Origin of the sequence: Nocardia brevicatena NBRC 12119 (genome assembly GCF_000308495.1) — a bacterium.
GTDB classification, from domain to species: domain Bacteria; phylum Actinomycetota; class Actinomycetes; order Mycobacteriales; family Mycobacteriaceae; genus Nocardia; species Nocardia brevicatena.
Genome location: NZ_BAFU01000001.1, coordinates 24,040 through 42,085, shown reverse-complemented (window position 1 = coordinate 42,085; position 18,046 = coordinate 24,040). Strand labels below are relative to the sequence as shown.

The following is an 18,046-nucleotide window of genomic DNA, read 5'->3' as shown; positions in this document are numbered from 1 at the left end:
CGCAGGACACCCGGGGAAAACTCCGGCCCCTCCGTTTACGGTGACCGGGCCGCGACCTTCGGCAACGGCGACGAAGTAGCGGTGAATACGAACCGCGAACACGCCGCATCGTAGGCGTGGCATATCCGACACCCCTGTGTACAGACTGGTCTCGTGATGTCCACGCAAGCTCAGCAACACCTCGACGCCAAGGCGCCGTCGGAGAGACCGACACCGCCGATTCCGCATAGGGGACACGGGCGATTTTCGGAAGTGCCGCATATCGCGGGATTAGCGCTCGGCGTGTTCGCGGTGCTGTGCTTCCTGTGGAGTCTGTCTCCGACATTACGTTTCCTGACACGAGTGCCGCGTCACTATATCGATAGCTATTACTTCGACGCGCCGGACACCAACCTGATGTGGGCGCTGGTCGTCGGCCTGCTCGCAGGTGCGATCACCAGCCGCAAACGAATCGCCTGGTGGTTGCTGCTGGGCTATATCGGGGTCTACACGGTGGTCAACGTCGTCACCTTCACCCATCGCGCCGATATGCACGCGCTGGTCGCCTTGGTGGTGCATCTGCTGGTGCTCGTCGTCCTCGTCGCGGCCTGGCCGGAGTTCTACACGAAGGTGCGCCGCGGTGCGGGGTGGGAAGCGGCCGGCGTGCTGGTCGGCGGCCTGGCACTCAGCGCACTGCTGGGCTGGGGATTGGTGGAGTTGTTTCCCGGCACGCTACCGCCAGGAGTGCAGCGACCCGCTTGGGCGCTCTACCGCGTGACCGCGGCGGTACTGGCGGACAACGAGCACTTCGATGGGCAGCCGCGCCCGTTCATCAACCTCATGCTCGGCCTGTTCGGCGCCATCGCACTGCTCACGGCGGTCGTCATTCTGCTGCGCTCGCAGCGGGCGGCAAACGCGATGACTCGCACCGACGAGTCGGCGATCCGGGGCTTGCTGAAGCGTTCCGACGTGGAGGATTCACTCGGTTACTTCGCCACTCGGCGGGACAAGGCGGTGGTGTTCGCGCCCAGCGGCAAAGCGGCGGTCACCTATCGTGTCGAGCTGGGTGTCTGCTTGGCCAGCGGCGACCCGATCGGCATCAGAGAGGCGTGGCCGCAGGCTATTGACGCGTGGCTGCGTCTGGCCGACCGATTCGGCTGGGCTCCGGCGGTGATGGGCGCGAGCGAGCTCGGCGCGACGGCGTATCGGCGGGCAGGCCTTTCGGTGTTGCGCCTCGGCGACGAAGCCATCCTGGACACCAGGAATTTCTCACTGGCCGGGGCCGAGATGAAACCGATGCGCCAGGCCGCGAACCGGCTGCGTGCGCACGGTGTCGTCGTACGTATTCGCAGGCACCGCGATATCCCGGCCGAGGAGTTCCCCTGGATCAGCGCCCGTGCCGACAACTGGCGCACTACCGAGACCGAGCGCGGGTTCTCCATGGCACTCGGCAGGTTGGGCGATCCGCTGGACGCGGACTGCCTGCTGGTCGAGGCGGTCGACTCACAGGGCGGGGTACTGGGCATGCTGTCGCTGGTTCCGTGGGGCCGCACCGGCGTGTCGTTGGATCTGATGCGCCGCGACCCAGGTGGCCCGAACGGCGTGATGGAGCTGATGATCTCCCAGCTCGCACTGAACTCCGAACTGTACGGCATCACCAAGGTGTCGTTGAACTTCGCGGTCTTCCGCTCGGTATTCGAGGAAGGCGGTCGGATCGGGGCCGGTCCCGTGCTGCGGCTATGGCGCGGCGTACTGCTGTTCTTCTCCCGCTGGTGGCAGCTCGAGGCGCTGTATCGCTCGAACGTGAAATACCAGCCGCGCTGGGTACCCCGGTTCTTTCTGTTCGAAGATCGCAGGCAGCTGCTACGGGTCGCGGTGGCCGGCGCGCTGGCCGAAGGCTTCCTGCCGCGGTTCGGCAAGGAGCCGGATATGGTGACCCACACCGGTGTGCACACAGCGGTGCCCGCGACCGTCACGGGGTTGCACGCCGACGGCAGCGCGTCCGACGACCTCACCGACGTGGCGGACGAAACGCAGGGACCACGCAGGCCGGAGCAGGTCAAGGTGCGCATGGACAAGCTCGCGCGCCTCACCGCCGCGGAGATCGACCCCTACCCGGTCGCCTACCCGCCGACGCACACCATTGCCGAGGCGCGGCGTTCCCCGCGCGGCACCACGGTCCGGATCTGCGGCCGGCTGCTGCGCATCCGCGACCACGGTGGCGTGGTCTTCGCGCTGGTTCGCGACTGGACCGGCGACATCCAGCTGCTCATCGATCGCGACCGGGTCGGGGCCGAGCACAGCGCCGGATTCGGCGAGTTCTTCGATCTCGGCGACCTGATCGAAGTGAGCGGCCGGATCGGGCACAGCAGGCGCGGTGAACTGTCGCTGCTCGCGGCGGATTGGCGGATGCTGGGCAAATGCCTGCATCCGCTGCCGGACAAATGGAAGGGATTGGCCGATCCCGAGGCCAGAGTGCGGCAGCGCTACATCGACATGGCGATCAATACCGAGATCCGGGAGGTGCTGGCCAAGCGCAGTGCCGTGCTGCGTTCGCTGCGCGACTCACTGAACTCGCTGGGATATCTGGAGGTGGAGACGCCGATCCTGCAACAGGTGCACGGCGGCGCGAACGCGGCGCCATTCGCCACCCATATCAATGCCTACGATCTCGACCTCTGTCTGCGTATAGCGCCGGAGTTATATCTCAAGCGCCTGTGCGTGGGCGGTATGGAAAAAGTGTTCGAGATCGGACGGACCTTCCGCAACGAGGGCGTCGACTACAGCCATAATCCCGAATTCACCATTCTCGAGGCGTATGAGGCGCACAGCGATTACGAGCGCATGATGCACACCTGCCGTCGGCTCATCCAGAACGCCGCGATCGCGGCAAACGGTGCGATGGTGGTGTTGCGACCGGGCAGCGACGGCGCGTTCGAGGAGGTGGACATCTCTGGTGAGTGGCGGGTGAAGACGGTGCACGGCGCGGTGTCCGAGGCGATCGACGCCGAGATCACCCCGGCGACGCCGGTGGATGAATTACGCGCGCTGTGCGACAAGGCCGAGGTGCCCTACCAACACGGCTGGGATGCCGGCCAGGTGGTGCTGGAGATGTACGAGCACCTGGTCGAGTCACGCACCGAGGAACCGACCTTCTACATCGATTTCCCCACCTCGGTGTCGCCGCTGACCAGGCAGCATCGCAGCGTTCCCGGCGTCACCGAGCGCTGGGATCTGGTCGCGTGGGGCGTAGAACTCGGCACCGCCTACAGCGAGCTCACCGACCCGGTGGAACAACGGCGCAGGCTCATCGAGCAGTCGATGCTCGCGGCCCACGGCGACCCGGATGCGATGGAACTCGACGAGGACTTCCTGCTGGCACTCGAGCACGCTATGCCGCCGACCGGTGGGCTCGGGATGGGCGTGGACCGACTCGTCATGCTGATCACCGGCCGCAGCATCCGCGAAACTCTCCCATTTCCACTGGTAAAACCACGCTGAATCCAGAGAGTGCCGGAAATGGTTCCACCGCCGTGGCGACGCCAGTAAGGTGGGAGCGATCCGGCGCGCAGGAGGAGGCGCCCGGACATCATCGAGATCGGGGTTTCCTTTGCACCATCTTGACCTGCTCACCAATGCGAGCCTGCTGGACCATTCGACCTGGGCGAGTCCGGATGTTCTGACATCCGCGCTGGAATACGAGGCCCGTAAACGGAGTAGGAGTAAGGGTCGTGGCGGCTTCGGGCTATTCGGCCTGATCTGTTGCGTGGTCGTCGTCCTCCTGATCGTCGGCGTGATCTTCCTGATGAGGCGGAAGAAGAACGACAATCGGCAGCCTCCCGGCCAATTCTCGCAACAGCCCTACCCTCCGCAGGGCGGCTACCCCCAGGACCCCAACAACCCTTACCCTCCGCAGGGCGGCTACCCCCAGGACCCGAACAACCCCTATCCCCCGCAGGGCGGCGGTCAGTATCCACCGCCCCGGTAACACCGACCGCCGAAGCGAAAACACGCCGAACCGCCCGGCTCGCATACCCCCGCGAGCCGGGCCGACTGCTGTCCGGCTCGCATTCGGGGCCGCCCCGGAGCACACGCCGATATTCCCCGCGGCGCCCGTCGGCGCCCGGATGGTGACCTGTCGGCGGGATGGGGCAGAGTAATCGAGTGCAGTTGATACTCGTTCGTCATGCGCAGCCCCAGCGGATCGAGCAGGCCGCTATCGAATCGGGAGCGCCGCTGCCCGATGACGCGGGACCGTCCCCGTCGGGAACGACGCCGGCCGCCGATCCGGCACTGGCTCCGATCGGGGTGGAACAGGCCGAGCGGGTGCCGACCGCGCTGAGCCACCATCGGATCGGCCGGGTGATCAGCAGCCCGCAACGGCGTGCCCGGGAAACGGCCGCACCGATGGCCGCGAAGCTGGGATCGACCATCGATATCGTCGAGGATCTGGCCGAATACGACCGGGATCTCCCGTTCTACATACCGATCGAGGATGCCAAGGCCGACTTCCGGGAATCCTACGATCGGATCAAGGCCGGTTTCCTGCCCACGCAGATCGACGCGGACGCGTTCCGCATGCGGGTACACGATGCGATAACCGAGATCGCCTCGACCACCGATCCGGCCGATACCGTGGTTGCCTTCACCCACGGCGGGGTCATCAATGTCACTCTGCAGGAATTGCTCGGTCTCGCCCGCCCGCTGACCTTTCCGATCGACTACTGCTCGATCACCCGAATCCTGTTCTCCCGGACCGGTCGACGTACCGCGGCAACGGTGAACGAGAACGGTCATGTCTGGGATTTGTTGCCCCGCAATATCGCCTCGCGTTCCTGAACGCGATACCGAGTTCCGGCTCGGGCCACCGATACCCCTCGGCAGACAAACGGCCACCCGACCCTATAGCGGGTCGGGTGGCCGTTCGGGTCGGGAGATCCGCGGTTTCGGATCAGGCCATACCGGCGATCCAGTTGTGCATCCAGGAAATAGCGGTCTGACCGCCACCCACCCGATAACTGCTGTAGCCGTTGTGGGCCTGGGACTTGTAGAACTGCTCCAGGTCCTTGGCCCGCTGTTCGTTCGCGTTCTCACTGAGCTGCTGATTCAGCGTCAGCACCCCGCCGTGCGTCATCAGATCGTTGACGATTGCCGCCGCCTCCAGCTGATAGCGCCACAGGTTCGCCGGATTGGCGTCGGAGGCCTGTACGAGAAAACCGGCGAAGCGGGTGACGAAATCATCGGTGGCCGTCGAGCAGTAGAGGTCGTCCACGGCGCAGACGGTCCGGACACGGTCGCTGACCCAGCCGAAACCGCCGACCCGCGGACCGCTGGCCCCGGCGCCGGGAGCGGGCGGGCCGACCTGGACATCGGTCGGCGAGCGACGCGGATCGGAGATGAGCCCCACACCGGCGACCCGGTCGGGAGGAACGACACCGAGCCCGGTACCGATTTCGGCGGCGAGATCACCGGCGGCGTCGGCCCCCTGGCTGTAGCCGACCAGGGCGATCTTGGTCGCCCCGCAGCGCTGTGCCATGGCCGAGACCATACCGCGCGCATTGTCCACGGCCTCCTTCTTGGACCTGCCGTAGACATCGCCCTCCCAAGGGAAAGCGGTCGCCGCGTAGGTCACATAATCGACCTTCGCCGAGGACGGCAGGCCACGAGTGACCCCGGCCAGCATGCCGGGCTGCGGCGTCCGATCGTGGCCGGTTTCCCAGGTGCCCGGGATCGCCACCACATACAGACCGGGGCAGCCGGGCGCCGCCGACGCCGCGCCGCTGCCGAATACCAGTCCGGATGCGACCGTCGCACACGCACCCAAAGCCGCGGCAATCTTTTTCAACTGCATACCGCTCCAGTTCCCTATTGCCTCTACTGGGAGGCACCCCGATATCGCCACGTCCGTGACCCGACGGATACATCGAGAACTGCGCCGTTCACATCCGTATTTCCGGACCACTCCGGGAGATAACAATAAGGCCCCCCGCCCCGGCGCGCCATCCAAGAGACCAGCGCGTCCTGTTTCGGTCATATAAAAGGCGCCTGCCGGAAGGAATCCGGCAGGCGCCCTGGTCGAGCGTAATTCAGCGCTGGGCGACCATGGTGGGGGTGATGGGAGACGGCAAAGCGGTCTCGCCTTCCAGATAACGGTCGACCGCGGACGCGGCGGCACGCCCTTCGGCAATGGCCCAGACGATCAGCGACTGACCGCGGCCCATATCGCCGGCGACGAAAACACCGGGCACATTGGTGGCCCAATTCTTGTCGCGCTGAACATTTCCGCGTTGGTCGTAACCGACGCCCAGATCGGTGAGCAGTCCCGGCTTCTCGGGGCCGACGAAGCCCATCGCCAGCAGCACCAGATCGGCCTCGAGCGTGAAGTCGGTGCCCTCCACCTTCTCGAAGCGGCCGTTGACCATCGTCACCTCGTGCGCCTCCAGGCCGGTGACCTTGCCGTCCGCGCCGACGAACCGCGCGGTGTTCACCGAGAACACCCGCTCGCCGCCCTCTTCGTGCGCCGAGGACACGCGATACATCAGCGGGTAGGTCGGCCACGGGGTGGAGCCGGCGCGCTCGGCCGGCGGACGCGGCATGATCTCGAACTGGTGCACGCCGGCCGCGCCCTGGCGGTGCGCGGTGCCCAGGCAGTCGGCGCCGGTGTCGCCACCGCCGATGATGACGACCTTCTTACCGCGCGCGTGGATCGGCGGCAGCCCCTCGGCATCGGTGACCGGATCTCCGTGCTGCACCCGGTTGGACCACGGCAGGTACTCCATGGCCTGGTGGATACCGTCCAGGTCACGGCCGGGGATCGGCAGATCCCGGGCCTGGGTGGCGCCACCGGCCAGCACGACCGCGTCGAACTGTTCGCGCAACTCCTCGGCGGTGATGTCGACACCGACGTTCACCCCGGTCTTGAAGATGGTGCCCTCGGCCTCCATCTGCGCCAGCCGGCGGTCGATGAAGCGCTTCTCCATCTTGAATTCTGGAATGCCGTAGCGCAGCAGCCCGCCGAATCGGTCGGCCCGCTCGAACACGGTCACGGTGTGCCCGGCACGGGTCAACTGCTGTGCGGCGGCCAGACCCGCCGGCCCGGAGCCGACGACGGCGATCTTCTTACCGGTCAGCCGGGTCGGGTACACCGGCGCGACCCAGCCCTCGTCGAAGGCGTTCTCGATGATCTCGACCTCGACCTGTTTGATGGTCACCGGATCCTGGTTGATACCGAGTACACAGGACGCCTCGCACGGCGCCGGGCACAGCCGCCCGGTGAATTCCGGGAAGTTGTTGGTCGCGTGCAGCCGGTCGATGGAATCGCGCCAGCGGTCGGAGTAGACCAGGTCGTTCCACTCCGGGATGAGGTTGCCCAGCGGGCACCCGTTGTGGCAGAACGGGATACCGCAGTCCATGCACCGACTGGCCTGACGCTGCAGGGTCTCGTGCGGGAAACCCTGCTCGTAGACCTCTTTCCAGTCCATCAGGCGCAGCGGCACCGGGCGGCGGGCGGGCAGCTCCCGCTGTGTGTATTTCAGAAATCCTTGGGTGTCACCCACGAGCGGCCTCCATGATCGCCTCGTCGACGTCCTTGCCACTCTTCTCAGCTTCGGAGATAGCGAGAAGTACCTTCTTGTACTCGCGTGGCATAACTTTCACGAAGTGGTTCACCTGCTGCGACCAGTCACTCAGAATCCGCTCGGCGACAGTCGACGCGGTCTGGTCGCGATGCTCGGTGACGATGTCGTGCAACCAGCCGAAGTCGTCCCCGGACAGCGGTTCGATGGCATCGCCCTGTTCGGGGTTGACCTGGGCCGGGAACACACCGTCGGGGTCGTAGACGAACGCGATACCGCCGGACATACCGGCGCCGAAGTTGCGTCCGCTCTCACCGAGGATGACGACCCGACCGCCGGTCATGTACTCGCAGCCGTGGTCACCCACGCCCTCGACCACCGCGACGGCGCCCGAGTTGCGGACCGCGAACCGTTCTCCGACCACACCGCTGATGAACGCCTTGCCGCTGGTCGCGCCGAACAGGATCACGTTGCCCGCGATGATGTTGCGCTCCGCGGCGAAATCCGCCGGCGCGTTCGGCGCCGGGCGCACCACCAGGTGGCCACCCGAAAGCCCCTTGCCGACATAGTCGTTCGCATCGCCGCGCACCCGCAGGGTGATACCCGCCGGGACGAACGCGCCGAAGCTGTTGCCCGCGGAACCGGTGAAGGTGATGTCGATGGTGTCGTCGGGCAGGCCGGCACCGCCGTAGAGCTTGGTCACCTCGTGGCCGAGCATGGTGCCGACCGTCCGGTTCACGTTCGTGATCTTGGTTTCGATCTTCACCGGCTTGCCGAATTCGAGCGCGTCGCGGCTCTGCGCGATGAGCTCGTTGTCCAGCGCCCGGTCCAACCCGTGGTCCTGCTTCTTGGTGCAGCGGCGGTCCTGGTACATGAACGCCGTCTCGACATCGTCGAGGATTGGCGACAGATCCAGTTTGCTCGCCTTCCAGTGCTGTTTGGCCTTGGTGGTGTCGAGCAGATCGACCCGGCCGATAGCCTCGTCCAGGGTGCGGAAGCCCAGCCGGGCCAACAGTTCCCGGACCTCTTCGGCGATGAACACGAAGAAGTTCTCGACGAATTCCGGCTTACCGGTGAACCGCTGTCGCAGAATCGGGTTCTGCGTGGCCACGCCCACCGGGCAGGTGTCCAGGTGACAGACCCGCATCATGATGCAGCCGGACACCACCAGCGGAGCGGTCGCGAAACCGTATTCCTCGGCACCGAGCAACGCGGCGATCATAACGTCGCGACCGGTCTTCATCTGGCCGTCGACCTGCACCACGATCCGGTCGCGCAGACCGTTGAGCAGCAGTGTCTGCTGGGTTTCGGCCAGGCCGAGCTCCCAGGGACCGCCCGCGTGCTTGAGCGAGGTCAGCGGCGACGCGCCGGTACCGCCGTCGTGGCCGGAGATCAGCACCACGTCGGCGTGCGCCTTGGACACACCCGCCGCGACGGTGCCCACGCCGGGCTCCGCGACGAGTTTCACGTGAATCCGCGCCTGCGGGTTCGCGTTCTTCAGATCGTGGATGAGCTGCGCCAGGTCCTCGATCGAGTAGATGTCGTGGTGCGGCGGCGGCGAGATCAGGCCGACGCCCGGTGTCGAATGCCGCACTTCGGCCACCCACGGATACACCTTGTGCGCGGGCAGCTGACCGCCCTCGCCCGGCTTGGCGCCCTGGGCCATCTTGATCTGGATATCGGTGCAGTTGGTCAGGTAGTGCGCGGTCACGCCGAACCGACCCGAGGCGACCTGCTTGATCGCGCTGCGCCGCCAGTCGCCGTTCTCCTCCGGCTCGAAACGGGCCGGCGATTCGCCGCCCTCGCCGGAGTTGGAACGGCCCCCGAGACGGTTCATGGCGATGGCGAGCGTCTCGTGCGCCTCCGCGGAGATGGAGCCGTAGCTCATCGCGCCGGTGGAGAACCGCTTGACGATCTCGCTCGCCGGCTCGACCTCCTCGATCGGGATCGGGGAGCGCGCGCCGGTCTTGAACTTGAACAGACCGCGCAGCGAGGCCAGCCGCTCGGACTGATCGTCCACCAGCTTGGTGTACTCCTTGAAGATCGAGTACTGCCCGCTGCGGGTGGCGTGCTGCAGCTTGAAGACGGTGTCCGGGTTGAACAGGTGGTGTTCACCCTCGCGCCGCCACTGGTATTCACCGCCCACCTCGAGCTCGCGGTGCGCGCGCTCGTTGCGGTTCTCCAGGAAGGCGACCCGGTGCCGGGCCGCCACCTCCGCGGCGATCTCGTCCAGCCCGATACCGCCCAGATGCGAACGCAGACCGGTGAAGTACTCGTCCACCAGCTCCTGCGACAGACCGATCACCTGGAACAGTTGGGCGCCGTTGTAGGAGGCCATGGTGGAGATGCCCATTTTGGACATCACCTTCAGCACACCCTTGCCGGCGGCCTTGTTGTAGTTGGCGACCGCTTTGCGGTAGTCGGCGGCCAACCCGGCCTTGCCGTCGGTGCTCGCGGTGCTGTTCGGCATGTGCAGCGCACCGCGTTCGAGCATGTCCTCGATGGATTCGAACGCCATATAGGGGTTGATCGCGGCGGCGCCGAAGCCGACCAGCATGGCCATATGGTGCACCTCGCGGGCGTCACCGGCCTCCACCACCAGGCCGACCATGGTCCGGGTGCGCTCGCGTACCAGGTGATGGTGTACCGACGAGGTGAGCAGCAGCGACGGGATCGGCGCCAGCTTCTCGTTGGACTCGCGGTCGGAGAGCACGATGATCCGGGCCCCGCCGTCGATCGCGGCCGAGACCTGGGTGTTGATCGCCCGCAGCGCCTTGCGCAGCCCCTCGCCGCCCTCGGCGACCGGGTACAGACCACGCACCACCACCGAACGCAGTTCGGGATGGCTGCCGTCGTCGTTGATGTGGAGGAGCTTGGCCAGCTCGTCGTTGTCCAGGAGCGGCTGCTCGATGGCGATCTGCTTACACGAGTCCGGGGTGGGGTTCAGCAGATCGCCCTCCGGACCGACATGCCGGAGCAGGCTGGTCACTACTTCTTCCCGGATAGCGTCCAGCGGCGGGTTGGTGACCTGCGCGAACAGCTGAGAGAAGTAGTCGAAGAGCAGCCGCGGGCGCGCCGAGAGCACCGCGATCGGGGTGTCGGTGCCCATCGAACCGAGCGCCTCGGCACCGGTACGGGCCATCGGCGAGATCAGCAGGTTCAGTTCCTCGTTGGTGTAGCCGAAGATCTGCTGCCGAATCAGCACCCGGTCGTGCGACATGTGCACATGCGGACGGTCGGGCAGGTCGGTCAGATGCTTCACCCCGGCGTCGAGCCATTCTCGGTAGGGGTGCTCGGCGGCCAGTTTCGCCTTGATCTCCTCGTCTCCGACGATCCGCCCCTGCTCGGTGTCGACCAGGAACATCCGGCCCGGCTGCAAGCGGACCTTCTTGATCACCTTGGACTGGTCGATATCGAGCACACCGACCTCGGAGGCCATCACGACCAGGCCATCCTCGGTCACCCAGATCCGGCTGGGGCGCAGGCCGTTGCGGTCGAGCACGGCGCCGATCACGGTGCCGTCGGTGAAGCACACCGAGGCCGGACCGTCCCACGGCTCCATCAGCATCGAGTGGTACTCGTAGAACGCCCGCCGGGCGGGGTCCATGTTCTCGTTGCGTTCCCAGGCCTCGGGAATCATCATCAGCACCGCATGGGGCAGACTGCGCCCGCCCAGGTGCAGCAGTTCCAGGACCTCGTCGAAGCGGGCGGTGTCACTGGCGCCGGGGGTGCAGACCGGGAAGATCTTCTCCAGCCGGTTCTTGCCCGCCGAGTCGTAGCCGAACACCTCCGAACGCAGCAGCGCCTCCCGCGCGCGCATCCAGTTCTCGTTACCGGTGACGGTGTTGATCTCACCGTTGTGCGCCACCCGACGGAACGGGTGGGCCAGCGGCCAGGAGGGGAAGGTGTTGGTGGAGAACCGGGAGTGCACGATGCCCAGGGCGCTTTCCACCCGGTCGTCCTGCAGGTCCGGGTAGAACGCCCGCAGCTGCGGCGTGGTGAGCATGCCCTTGTAGACGAATGTCTGTCCGGACAGGCTCGGGAAGTAGACCGTCTCCCTGCCGACCGCACCCTCCCCCGGGCCGGATTTACCCAGTTCGCGTTCCACCCGCTTGCGGATCACGTAGGCGCGCCGCTCCAGGTCCATCCCGGACAGCTGCTCGGCGGCCCCGGCGGGAGAGCCGATGAAGATCTGCCGGAAGGTGGGCATGGCGTCGCGGGCGAGCGCTCCCAGCGACGATTCATCGATCGGCACCTCGCGCCAGCCCAGCACCGCCAGGCCCTCTTCTTTGACGATCTTGTCCACGCGATAGGCGGCGCGGGCCGCTTCTCGGCGGGCCTGCGGCAGGAAGACAATGCCGGTGGCGTAGGAGCCTTCGGGGGGCAACTCGAAATCGACCACGGCCCGGAAGAAGCGGTCCGGGACCTGGATCAGGATGCCCGCACCGTCGCCGGAGTTCTGCTCGGCGCCGGCGGCACCGCGGTGCTCCAGGTTCAACAGAGCCGTAATAGCCTTGTCGACGATGTCACGGCTGCGACGGCCGTGCATATCGACAACGAATGCGACGCCGCAGGCGTCGTGCTCGTTCGCCGGGTCGTAGAGCCCGATGGGGCCAGGCGACCTGTGGCCAGGAAGTTGCGTCATGCCTCTGCCTTCGAGAAAGTCGACATTCGACGTGGTACGGCCCATCGGATGGCCCGTCGAACGCCTGAGCTGTCGAACGCTTTCGTCTCCGACTGCGTCCGTACGTTCCGGAAACCAGCCGCGCTGATGGTCTTCGGCGTGCAGTCACGTCTGAAGTTGTCCACCCGCCTGTTCTGCGGGTGCCCGGGGTAACAGAACGCTTACGTGTCCCTACCTCCGAGCGGGGTTCGCCCGCTTGGCTCGGCCACCACAGCGGTTTGTCCGAGCGTGCGCTCACCGCCGGACATTCCTGTTCGACGTAAGAGCAAACGATAAGTCAGGTCCGGAGCCCAACCAACCAAGGTTCCCCTAAGAAACAGAACTAGCTGGGCTTCTTCATCCGATCCTCCACATATGCGTGTTATTCAGTGTAAAGCAGCGGGCGGGCGCGGACGGAACCCGATCGGCCCCTTCCGAGCAGCATCGATCCGCCGGGCGGAGCCGTTCCGGGGCGCCACGTCGCGCTCCCGGACCCACGCTCACCTGCGTCGAAGATGAATTCCCGGCAATGGGACCGAGCAAACACGCCCGCGCGCGGCTAATCGGCCACCGCCGGAACGAGACGTTGGCGGCAGCGGCGTGACAAGCGCGTAACATGATCCGACCGTCCGGCCTGTTTTAAACATTATGGGGCTGGGCACACATCCAGCAAACCGTCTCTCAGTGGTATTGGACACACTTTCCGCACCCATTGACGAACCCTGGATCCACCGGCCACCCAAGGGGAATACGGGTGCGCGGAAACGCCCGATTTTTCCACTGTGACACCGACCACAGACCCCCGTTCGCACTCGGTATCCCGGGCGCGGCCTGTCACGCTGGAACAACGAATCAGTGACAGTTCGAGCCCCACGTCCACCCACAGTTCGGACCGAAGGCTTCCGCCCGCGCCGACACACGACGCGGCGAACTGGCACGTGCCCGAGAAATCCTGGGACATAGAGGATGTGGCTCCCATGACCATCACCGGCATATTCCTCTGGCTCGGCGGAGGCCAACCGGCCGAGCCGACCAACGGGTACGAACGCACCGGCTACCTCGTCACCGGTGCGAGCGTTACGGTCTTCGCGCTGGTCGCCGCCGGAATCACCCTGATGGCACTGGGCCTCTCCGGTGGTTGGCCGATACCAACCGCCATGGCGGTCGCACTGGTGATCGGATTCGTCGCCGGGTTGATCGGTCGCGCGCTGGCCGGAGCCGAACAGACCGGACGCCCCGATCTGCCCGCCGGCGCACCGAACCGTCCGGCCGTGGCGGGCCGGATCGCAGTAGCGGCACTGACGGGAGTCCTGCTCGCCGAACTCGCCGCCACGGTGCTGTTCGACGGCACGATCGACCGAGCACTCGACGAACGCGCCGCCGCCTCCGCCTCCGCCGCCCCGGAAGTCCGCGCCGCCCGTACCCAACTCGACCGCGCTGTCGCCGACCGGGACGCGCTCGACCGGACCATCGCCGAGGCCGAGACCGCCATCGACAATGCCCTGGTCACCGCCCGATGCGAGTACAACCCGACGCCGCAGTGCCCGCAGACCAAGATCACCGGTGTACCGGGACGCGGCCCGGAGGCACAGACGGCCGAAACCATGCTCGACGACGCCCGCGCCCGGCTACGGACCGCCCAGGCGCGAATCGCCCCACTGGACCAGCGGATCACGGACACACGACGCGAGCTGGACGAGGCCGAAGCCGCCGCGATCGCCACTTCCGACCGTGGCTTCGGTGCCCGCTGGACGGCCATGCACGACCACACCACATCCTCTCCGGGCGTGCTCTTCCTGCGTCTGCTCGGGACCGTCGCATTCGTCCTGCTCGCCCTGCTGCCGCTCATTCTGCGGTGGTGGCGCGGTGAGACCGCACAGGAGCGACGCCGAGCCGCCGCCGCGGTACGCGACCGGGCCGAACGCGCCGCGGATGCGACAATCGCCGAGAAACAGGCCCAGATCAGGACCGAGACCGAAACCCTGCGCGCGGAGCAACAACTGACCGCGGCCCGCCTGGCCGCCGAGGCCGATACCGCCATCGCCCGGGAACAGCAGCGGACCCGCGTCATCGCCGCCATCGGCGGACTCGAGATCGGGGTCACCGAGTCGCTTCGCCGCTCTGCCGCGCCGGCCGGCCGAGAACCGGCCACGCGGAACCGCCCCCTGCCCGAAAGCTCCCCCGATATGACCCCACCCCATCCCGACGGACCGGCCGCACTCCCGGCATCCGTCGGCCCGCAGTCCGACCGGCTCCCCGCCGTGCGGGCGGAGCGGGAGGCCGGCTCGGGTGGACTGGAACTGCCACTGATCGGCACCGTTCCGTTCACCGATATCGCGGCCCGCCGGCTCCGACCGCTGGTCCCCTCGTTCGTCACCGCCGCCATCGATACCGCGATCGACACCGCGACCCAGCCGCTGCGCACCGCCCGCCAGGTGTGGGAGGAGGCCGAGGAGATCACCTTCACCCTGCGCCGAACACGCAAGGTCACCGTGGATACCGGCACCGAACAGGTACCACCGCGTTCCCCCGAGCCCACCCGGGGCCGGCACATCGCGGCCACGGTCGTCGATGTCGGCTACACCGATCCGGAGACGGTCACGGTGCATACCGCCTCGATCGAAGGCGAACCGAGCACCGTCGATCACGATGAACTCTCGGCGCCTCGCGCAATCGCCCTGCCGAACCGACCGAGCCCGCCTCAACTCCCTCCCGGCCGCTGACCCGGACCGCTCCGCTCGCACCCACCGGTCATACCGCCCGCCGAAGCCCGTCATCGGGGGGCTATCGACGGACCGACGGTGGCCGCACCCACTAGACTCGGCCGCGTGCTGCCGGCCGCCGACGCGGGCGGCGCCGTCGGGGCGGGAACGGATCCGCGATCGCGACCCCGCGATACGACGGTGCCGGTCCGCCCCCTGACCTTCCGCGAGCTGCTCGACGTTCCGTTCGCACTCATCCAGCCCGATATCGGCCGGCTGGCCGGATTCGCGGGCATCCTGCTGCTGGTCGGCGAGTTGGCGGTGGTCGGAGCCACCGGCGGGATATCCCATCTGACCGACGGCTCGGATGGTGGAACCACGCTCGCGGCGATTCTGGCGACGATGTGCTGCGCCTGGCTGCTCCGCTTCGTGCTGCGCGGGGTGAGCACCGCCGTCGGACTGGCTCGTGTCTTCGCCGAACCGATCGGATGGCGGACCGCCCTGTCCCGGTTCGGGACGCGGTGGCGGCCACTGCTGCTGTTCCAGGCGCTGTTCACTCTCGTGGGGGTGGGCGTCCTGCTCATCAGCACTCCGCTGTCGTTCATCGGGCCGATCGGACTGGTCTGGCTCGGCCGGCTACGCGCGAAGCGGTTCGTGGCGGTACCGATCATCATGGCGGAGGGACTGCCCGCCCGGGCCGCGATGGACCGCGCGCATATGCTGGCCCGGAGTGTGCTGTGGCCACGAGCGGGTCTGTGGATCTGTCAACGGCTCCTGTTCGGGCTGCTGGCGATCCCGCTGCTGGCGATCCCGCTGTTCATCAGCGATATCTCCGGCACCCACCGTTGGGCGTTCATCGTGTTGCTCTCCTCGGCCGCGCTGTTGCTCGTCGCCTTCGGTGAGATCGTGGAGGCGAGCAGCCGGGTGGTGTGCTACGTCGATCTACGGTGCCGCCGAGAGGGTTTGGACATCCCGGTTCCCGGCTCCCCGTCGGGTACCCGACCGGTCGCCGTGGGCGCGCCGATGCCGGCCGGGTACCCGGGCACCGAACCGTTCGGAGGCCGGCGATGATCAATATGGACAAGACACCACCGTCCGACCCCGATCGCCCACGCTCCGAGCTCGACCCGGTGCCCGGCACACCGCGCCTGGAGGCCGCCGAGGTGCACCGCGCGGCAGCGGAAGCAGCCGCCGCGCGCCGGGATTTCGATACCGCCTTACGGGAACGATTCCGGGCGATGCTGCGGGGTCTGGAACAGCACGGCATCCTGAAGGCGCGGCGTTCCCGGACCGCCCGGGAAACCGTCGACGAGGCAGCCGCGGCGTTGCCGCTGCAGCAGTACGCCGAGTTGCCGCCCGCCGCCTTCGGTTTCGACGAAGTCGTCTACGGCGGCCGTCCCGCCGGCGAGAACGAATATCGCAGGCTGGAAGCCGCCGATGTCTTCTCCGCCGCGGCGCCCCCACCCGCCACCGAACCGATCGAGGTGGACTCCGAGAAAAGGAAAGACCGCGTCCGCCGGTCCCTGCCGCTGCCGGAACTACTCCGTGATCACCGGTTCTGGATCGCGCTGATGGCGCTCGTCCTACTCACCCTACTGCTGTGGGCCGGTCTGCACTCGTGCGCCGCACCGTCCGCGCCGCCTCCGCCACCCGACTCGCCTCCACCGCCGGACCTTCCCCCGCCTCGGGATGGCGATATCGACCCGCCAGAGCTCGTGGGCTCCGATTCCATCTTCGGCCGGTTGCCGGCGCCGGTGGCCTTCGGCGGTCTGCAGTTTCTCGTCGCCGCCGTGCTCTTGGTCTGGTGGCGGGCCCGTCGTCGCGGTGCGCTGGTCGGCGAACCACGCCCGGTGGAGGTCGCAGCCGATGAACTGCTCACCGGCCAGGCCGGGCTCTACCGCCGGTCCGGTGACCACGAACATATCGCGGCCGTTCTGCGCGCCGCTACCCTGCGCCGCGTCCGCCGCACGCTCGGCGCTACCGCAGGTGACACACCGGATGCACTGGTCGCGGCGATCGCGACCTGTATCAACGCCGATCCGCGGCTGATCGGCACTGTTCTCTACGGCCCGGTTCCCGACGCATCCACCGTGGAACTGATTGCCGCCCAACTCGAATGGATCGAAGCGGAGATCGGATGACCAGCATCGACACCAGTAAGACCACCGCCCCGACCGCGGCCGAGGCCGGGACCGCGTTGGCCACGCTGCGCACCGAGATCGGCAAGGCGGTGGTGGGCAACGACGACGCCGTCATGTACCTTGTACTCGCCCTGCTGTGCCGCGGCCATGTCCTGCTGGAAGGTGTTCCCGGCGTGGCGAAGACGCTGCTGGTCCGCGCCTCGGCCACCGCTCTCGACCTGGAGCACGCCCGGGTGCAGTTCACGCCCGACCTGATGCCGGCAGATGTCACGGGTTCGCAGGTCTACGATCCGCATTCGGCGGAGTTCACCTTCCGCCAGGGTCCGGTGTTCACCAACCTGCTACTGGCCGACGAGATCAACCGCACGCCACCGAAAACCCAGTCCGCCCTGCTGGAATCGATGGAAGAACGGCAGGTCTCCGTCGACGGGCACCCCCGCCCGCTGCCCGATCCGTTCATGGTGGTCGCCACCCAGAATCCGATCGAGCAGGAGGGGACCTACCCACTGCCGGAAGCACAGCTGGACCGATTCCTGTTCAAGGTCGATATCCGACTTCCCGGCCGCGACGAGGAGTTCCACATCCTGCAACGGCATGCCGCCGGGTTCGATCCGCGGGACCTGGACGCCGCTGGTCTGCGTCCGGTCGCCGGTCCGGCGCATATCGCCGCCGCCCGGGCCGCCATCGCCCAGGTCGCCATCAAACCGGAGGTACTCGCCTATATCGTCGATGTCTGCCGGGCCACCCGGACCGCGGCGGCCGTCCAGCACGGTGCGTCCACCCGTGGCGCCACCGCGCTCATGGCCGCCGCCCGCGCCCTGGCCTGGTTGAACGGCCGCGGGTTCGTCACCCCCGATGATGTGAAGGCGGTGGCCGTGGCGGTGCTGCGGCACCGGCTGCAACTGAAGCCCGAAGCAGAGCTGGACGGGGTGACCAGCGAGCAGGTGATGTCGTCCCTGCTGCTGTCGGTTCCGGTTCCGGTGTGAT

Annotated in this window: 10 protein-coding genes; 7 read left to right on the top strand and 3 right to left on the bottom strand. The window is 67.2% G+C overall.

Annotated elements, in window-relative coordinates:
* Positions 1-156 precede the first annotated feature (156 nt).
* From lysX to ON20_RS00155, 3 genes are all read left to right on the top strand, one after another.
* Entirely contained in the window at positions 157-3,480 is a 3,324-nt protein-coding gene (gene lysX, locus ON20_RS00165) for a bifunctional lysylphosphatidylglycerol synthetase/lysine--tRNA ligase LysX (protein WP_040832738.1), read from the top strand.
* Positions 3,481-3,589: 109 nt separating this feature from the next.
* On the top strand, positions 3,590-3,967 hold the full coding sequence (locus ON20_RS00160) for a DUF6479 family protein (RefSeq protein ID WP_040832737.1): 378 nt from the start codon (positions 3,590-3,592) through the stop codon (positions 3,965-3,967).
* Positions 3,968-4,143: 176 nt separating this feature from the next.
* The gene (locus ON20_RS00155; RefSeq protein WP_245546903.1) at positions 4,144-4,818 is read left to right on the top strand and encodes a histidine phosphatase family protein; all 675 of its coding nucleotides are present in this window, start codon (positions 4,144-4,146) and stop codon (positions 4,816-4,818) included.
* Between the two features lie 112 nt (positions 4,819-4,930).
* Here ON20_RS00155 and ON20_RS00150 read toward each other — a convergent pair whose 3' ends face one another.
* From ON20_RS00150 to gltB, 3 genes are all read right to left on the bottom strand, one after another.
* Positions 4,931-5,830, bottom strand: a complete 900-nt coding sequence (locus ON20_RS00150) for a cutinase family protein (protein WP_083864406.1) — start codon at positions 5,828-5,830, stop codon at positions 4,931-4,933.
* Between the two features lie 235 nt (positions 5,831-6,065).
* On the bottom strand, positions 6,066-7,535 hold the full coding sequence (locus ON20_RS00145) for a glutamate synthase subunit beta (RefSeq protein WP_040832735.1): 1,470 nt from the start codon (positions 7,533-7,535) through the stop codon (positions 6,066-6,068).
* Positions 7,528-12,198, bottom strand: coding sequence for a glutamate synthase large subunit (gltB, locus tag ON20_RS00140; RefSeq protein ID WP_040832799.1), 4,671 nt, complete (start codon positions 12,196-12,198; stop codon positions 7,528-7,530). The genes ON20_RS00145 and gltB overlap by 8 nt, the downstream gene beginning before the upstream one ends.
* Positions 12,199-13,193: 995 nt before the next feature.
* Here gltB and ON20_RS00135 point away from each other — a divergent pair.
* The 4 genes from ON20_RS00135 (at position 13,194) to ON20_RS00120 (ending at position 18,045) form a co-directional block, all read left to right on the top strand.
* Positions 13,194-14,939, top strand: a complete 1,746-nt coding sequence (locus ON20_RS00135) for a DUF4407 domain-containing protein (RefSeq protein WP_051161298.1) — start codon at positions 13,194-13,196, stop codon at positions 14,937-14,939.
* A gap of 78 nt (positions 14,940-15,017) precedes the next feature.
* The gene (locus tag ON20_RS00130) at positions 15,018-15,989 is read left to right on the top strand and encodes a hypothetical protein (RefSeq protein WP_174361834.1); all 972 of its coding nucleotides are present in this window, start codon (positions 15,018-15,020) and stop codon (positions 15,987-15,989) included.
* A complete protein-coding gene (locus ON20_RS00125) occupies positions 15,986-17,059 on the top strand; it encodes a DUF4129 domain-containing protein (protein ID WP_083864405.1) in 1,074 nt (357 codons plus the stop codon). Before ON20_RS00130 ends, ON20_RS00125 begins: the two co-directional genes overlap by 4 nt.
* Positions 17,056-18,045, top strand: a complete 990-nt coding sequence (locus ON20_RS00120; RefSeq protein WP_051161279.1) for an AAA family ATPase — start codon at positions 17,056-17,058, stop codon at positions 18,043-18,045. Before ON20_RS00125 ends, ON20_RS00120 begins: the two co-directional genes overlap by 4 nt.
* The last annotated feature ends 1 nt before the right edge of the window (position 18,046 follow it).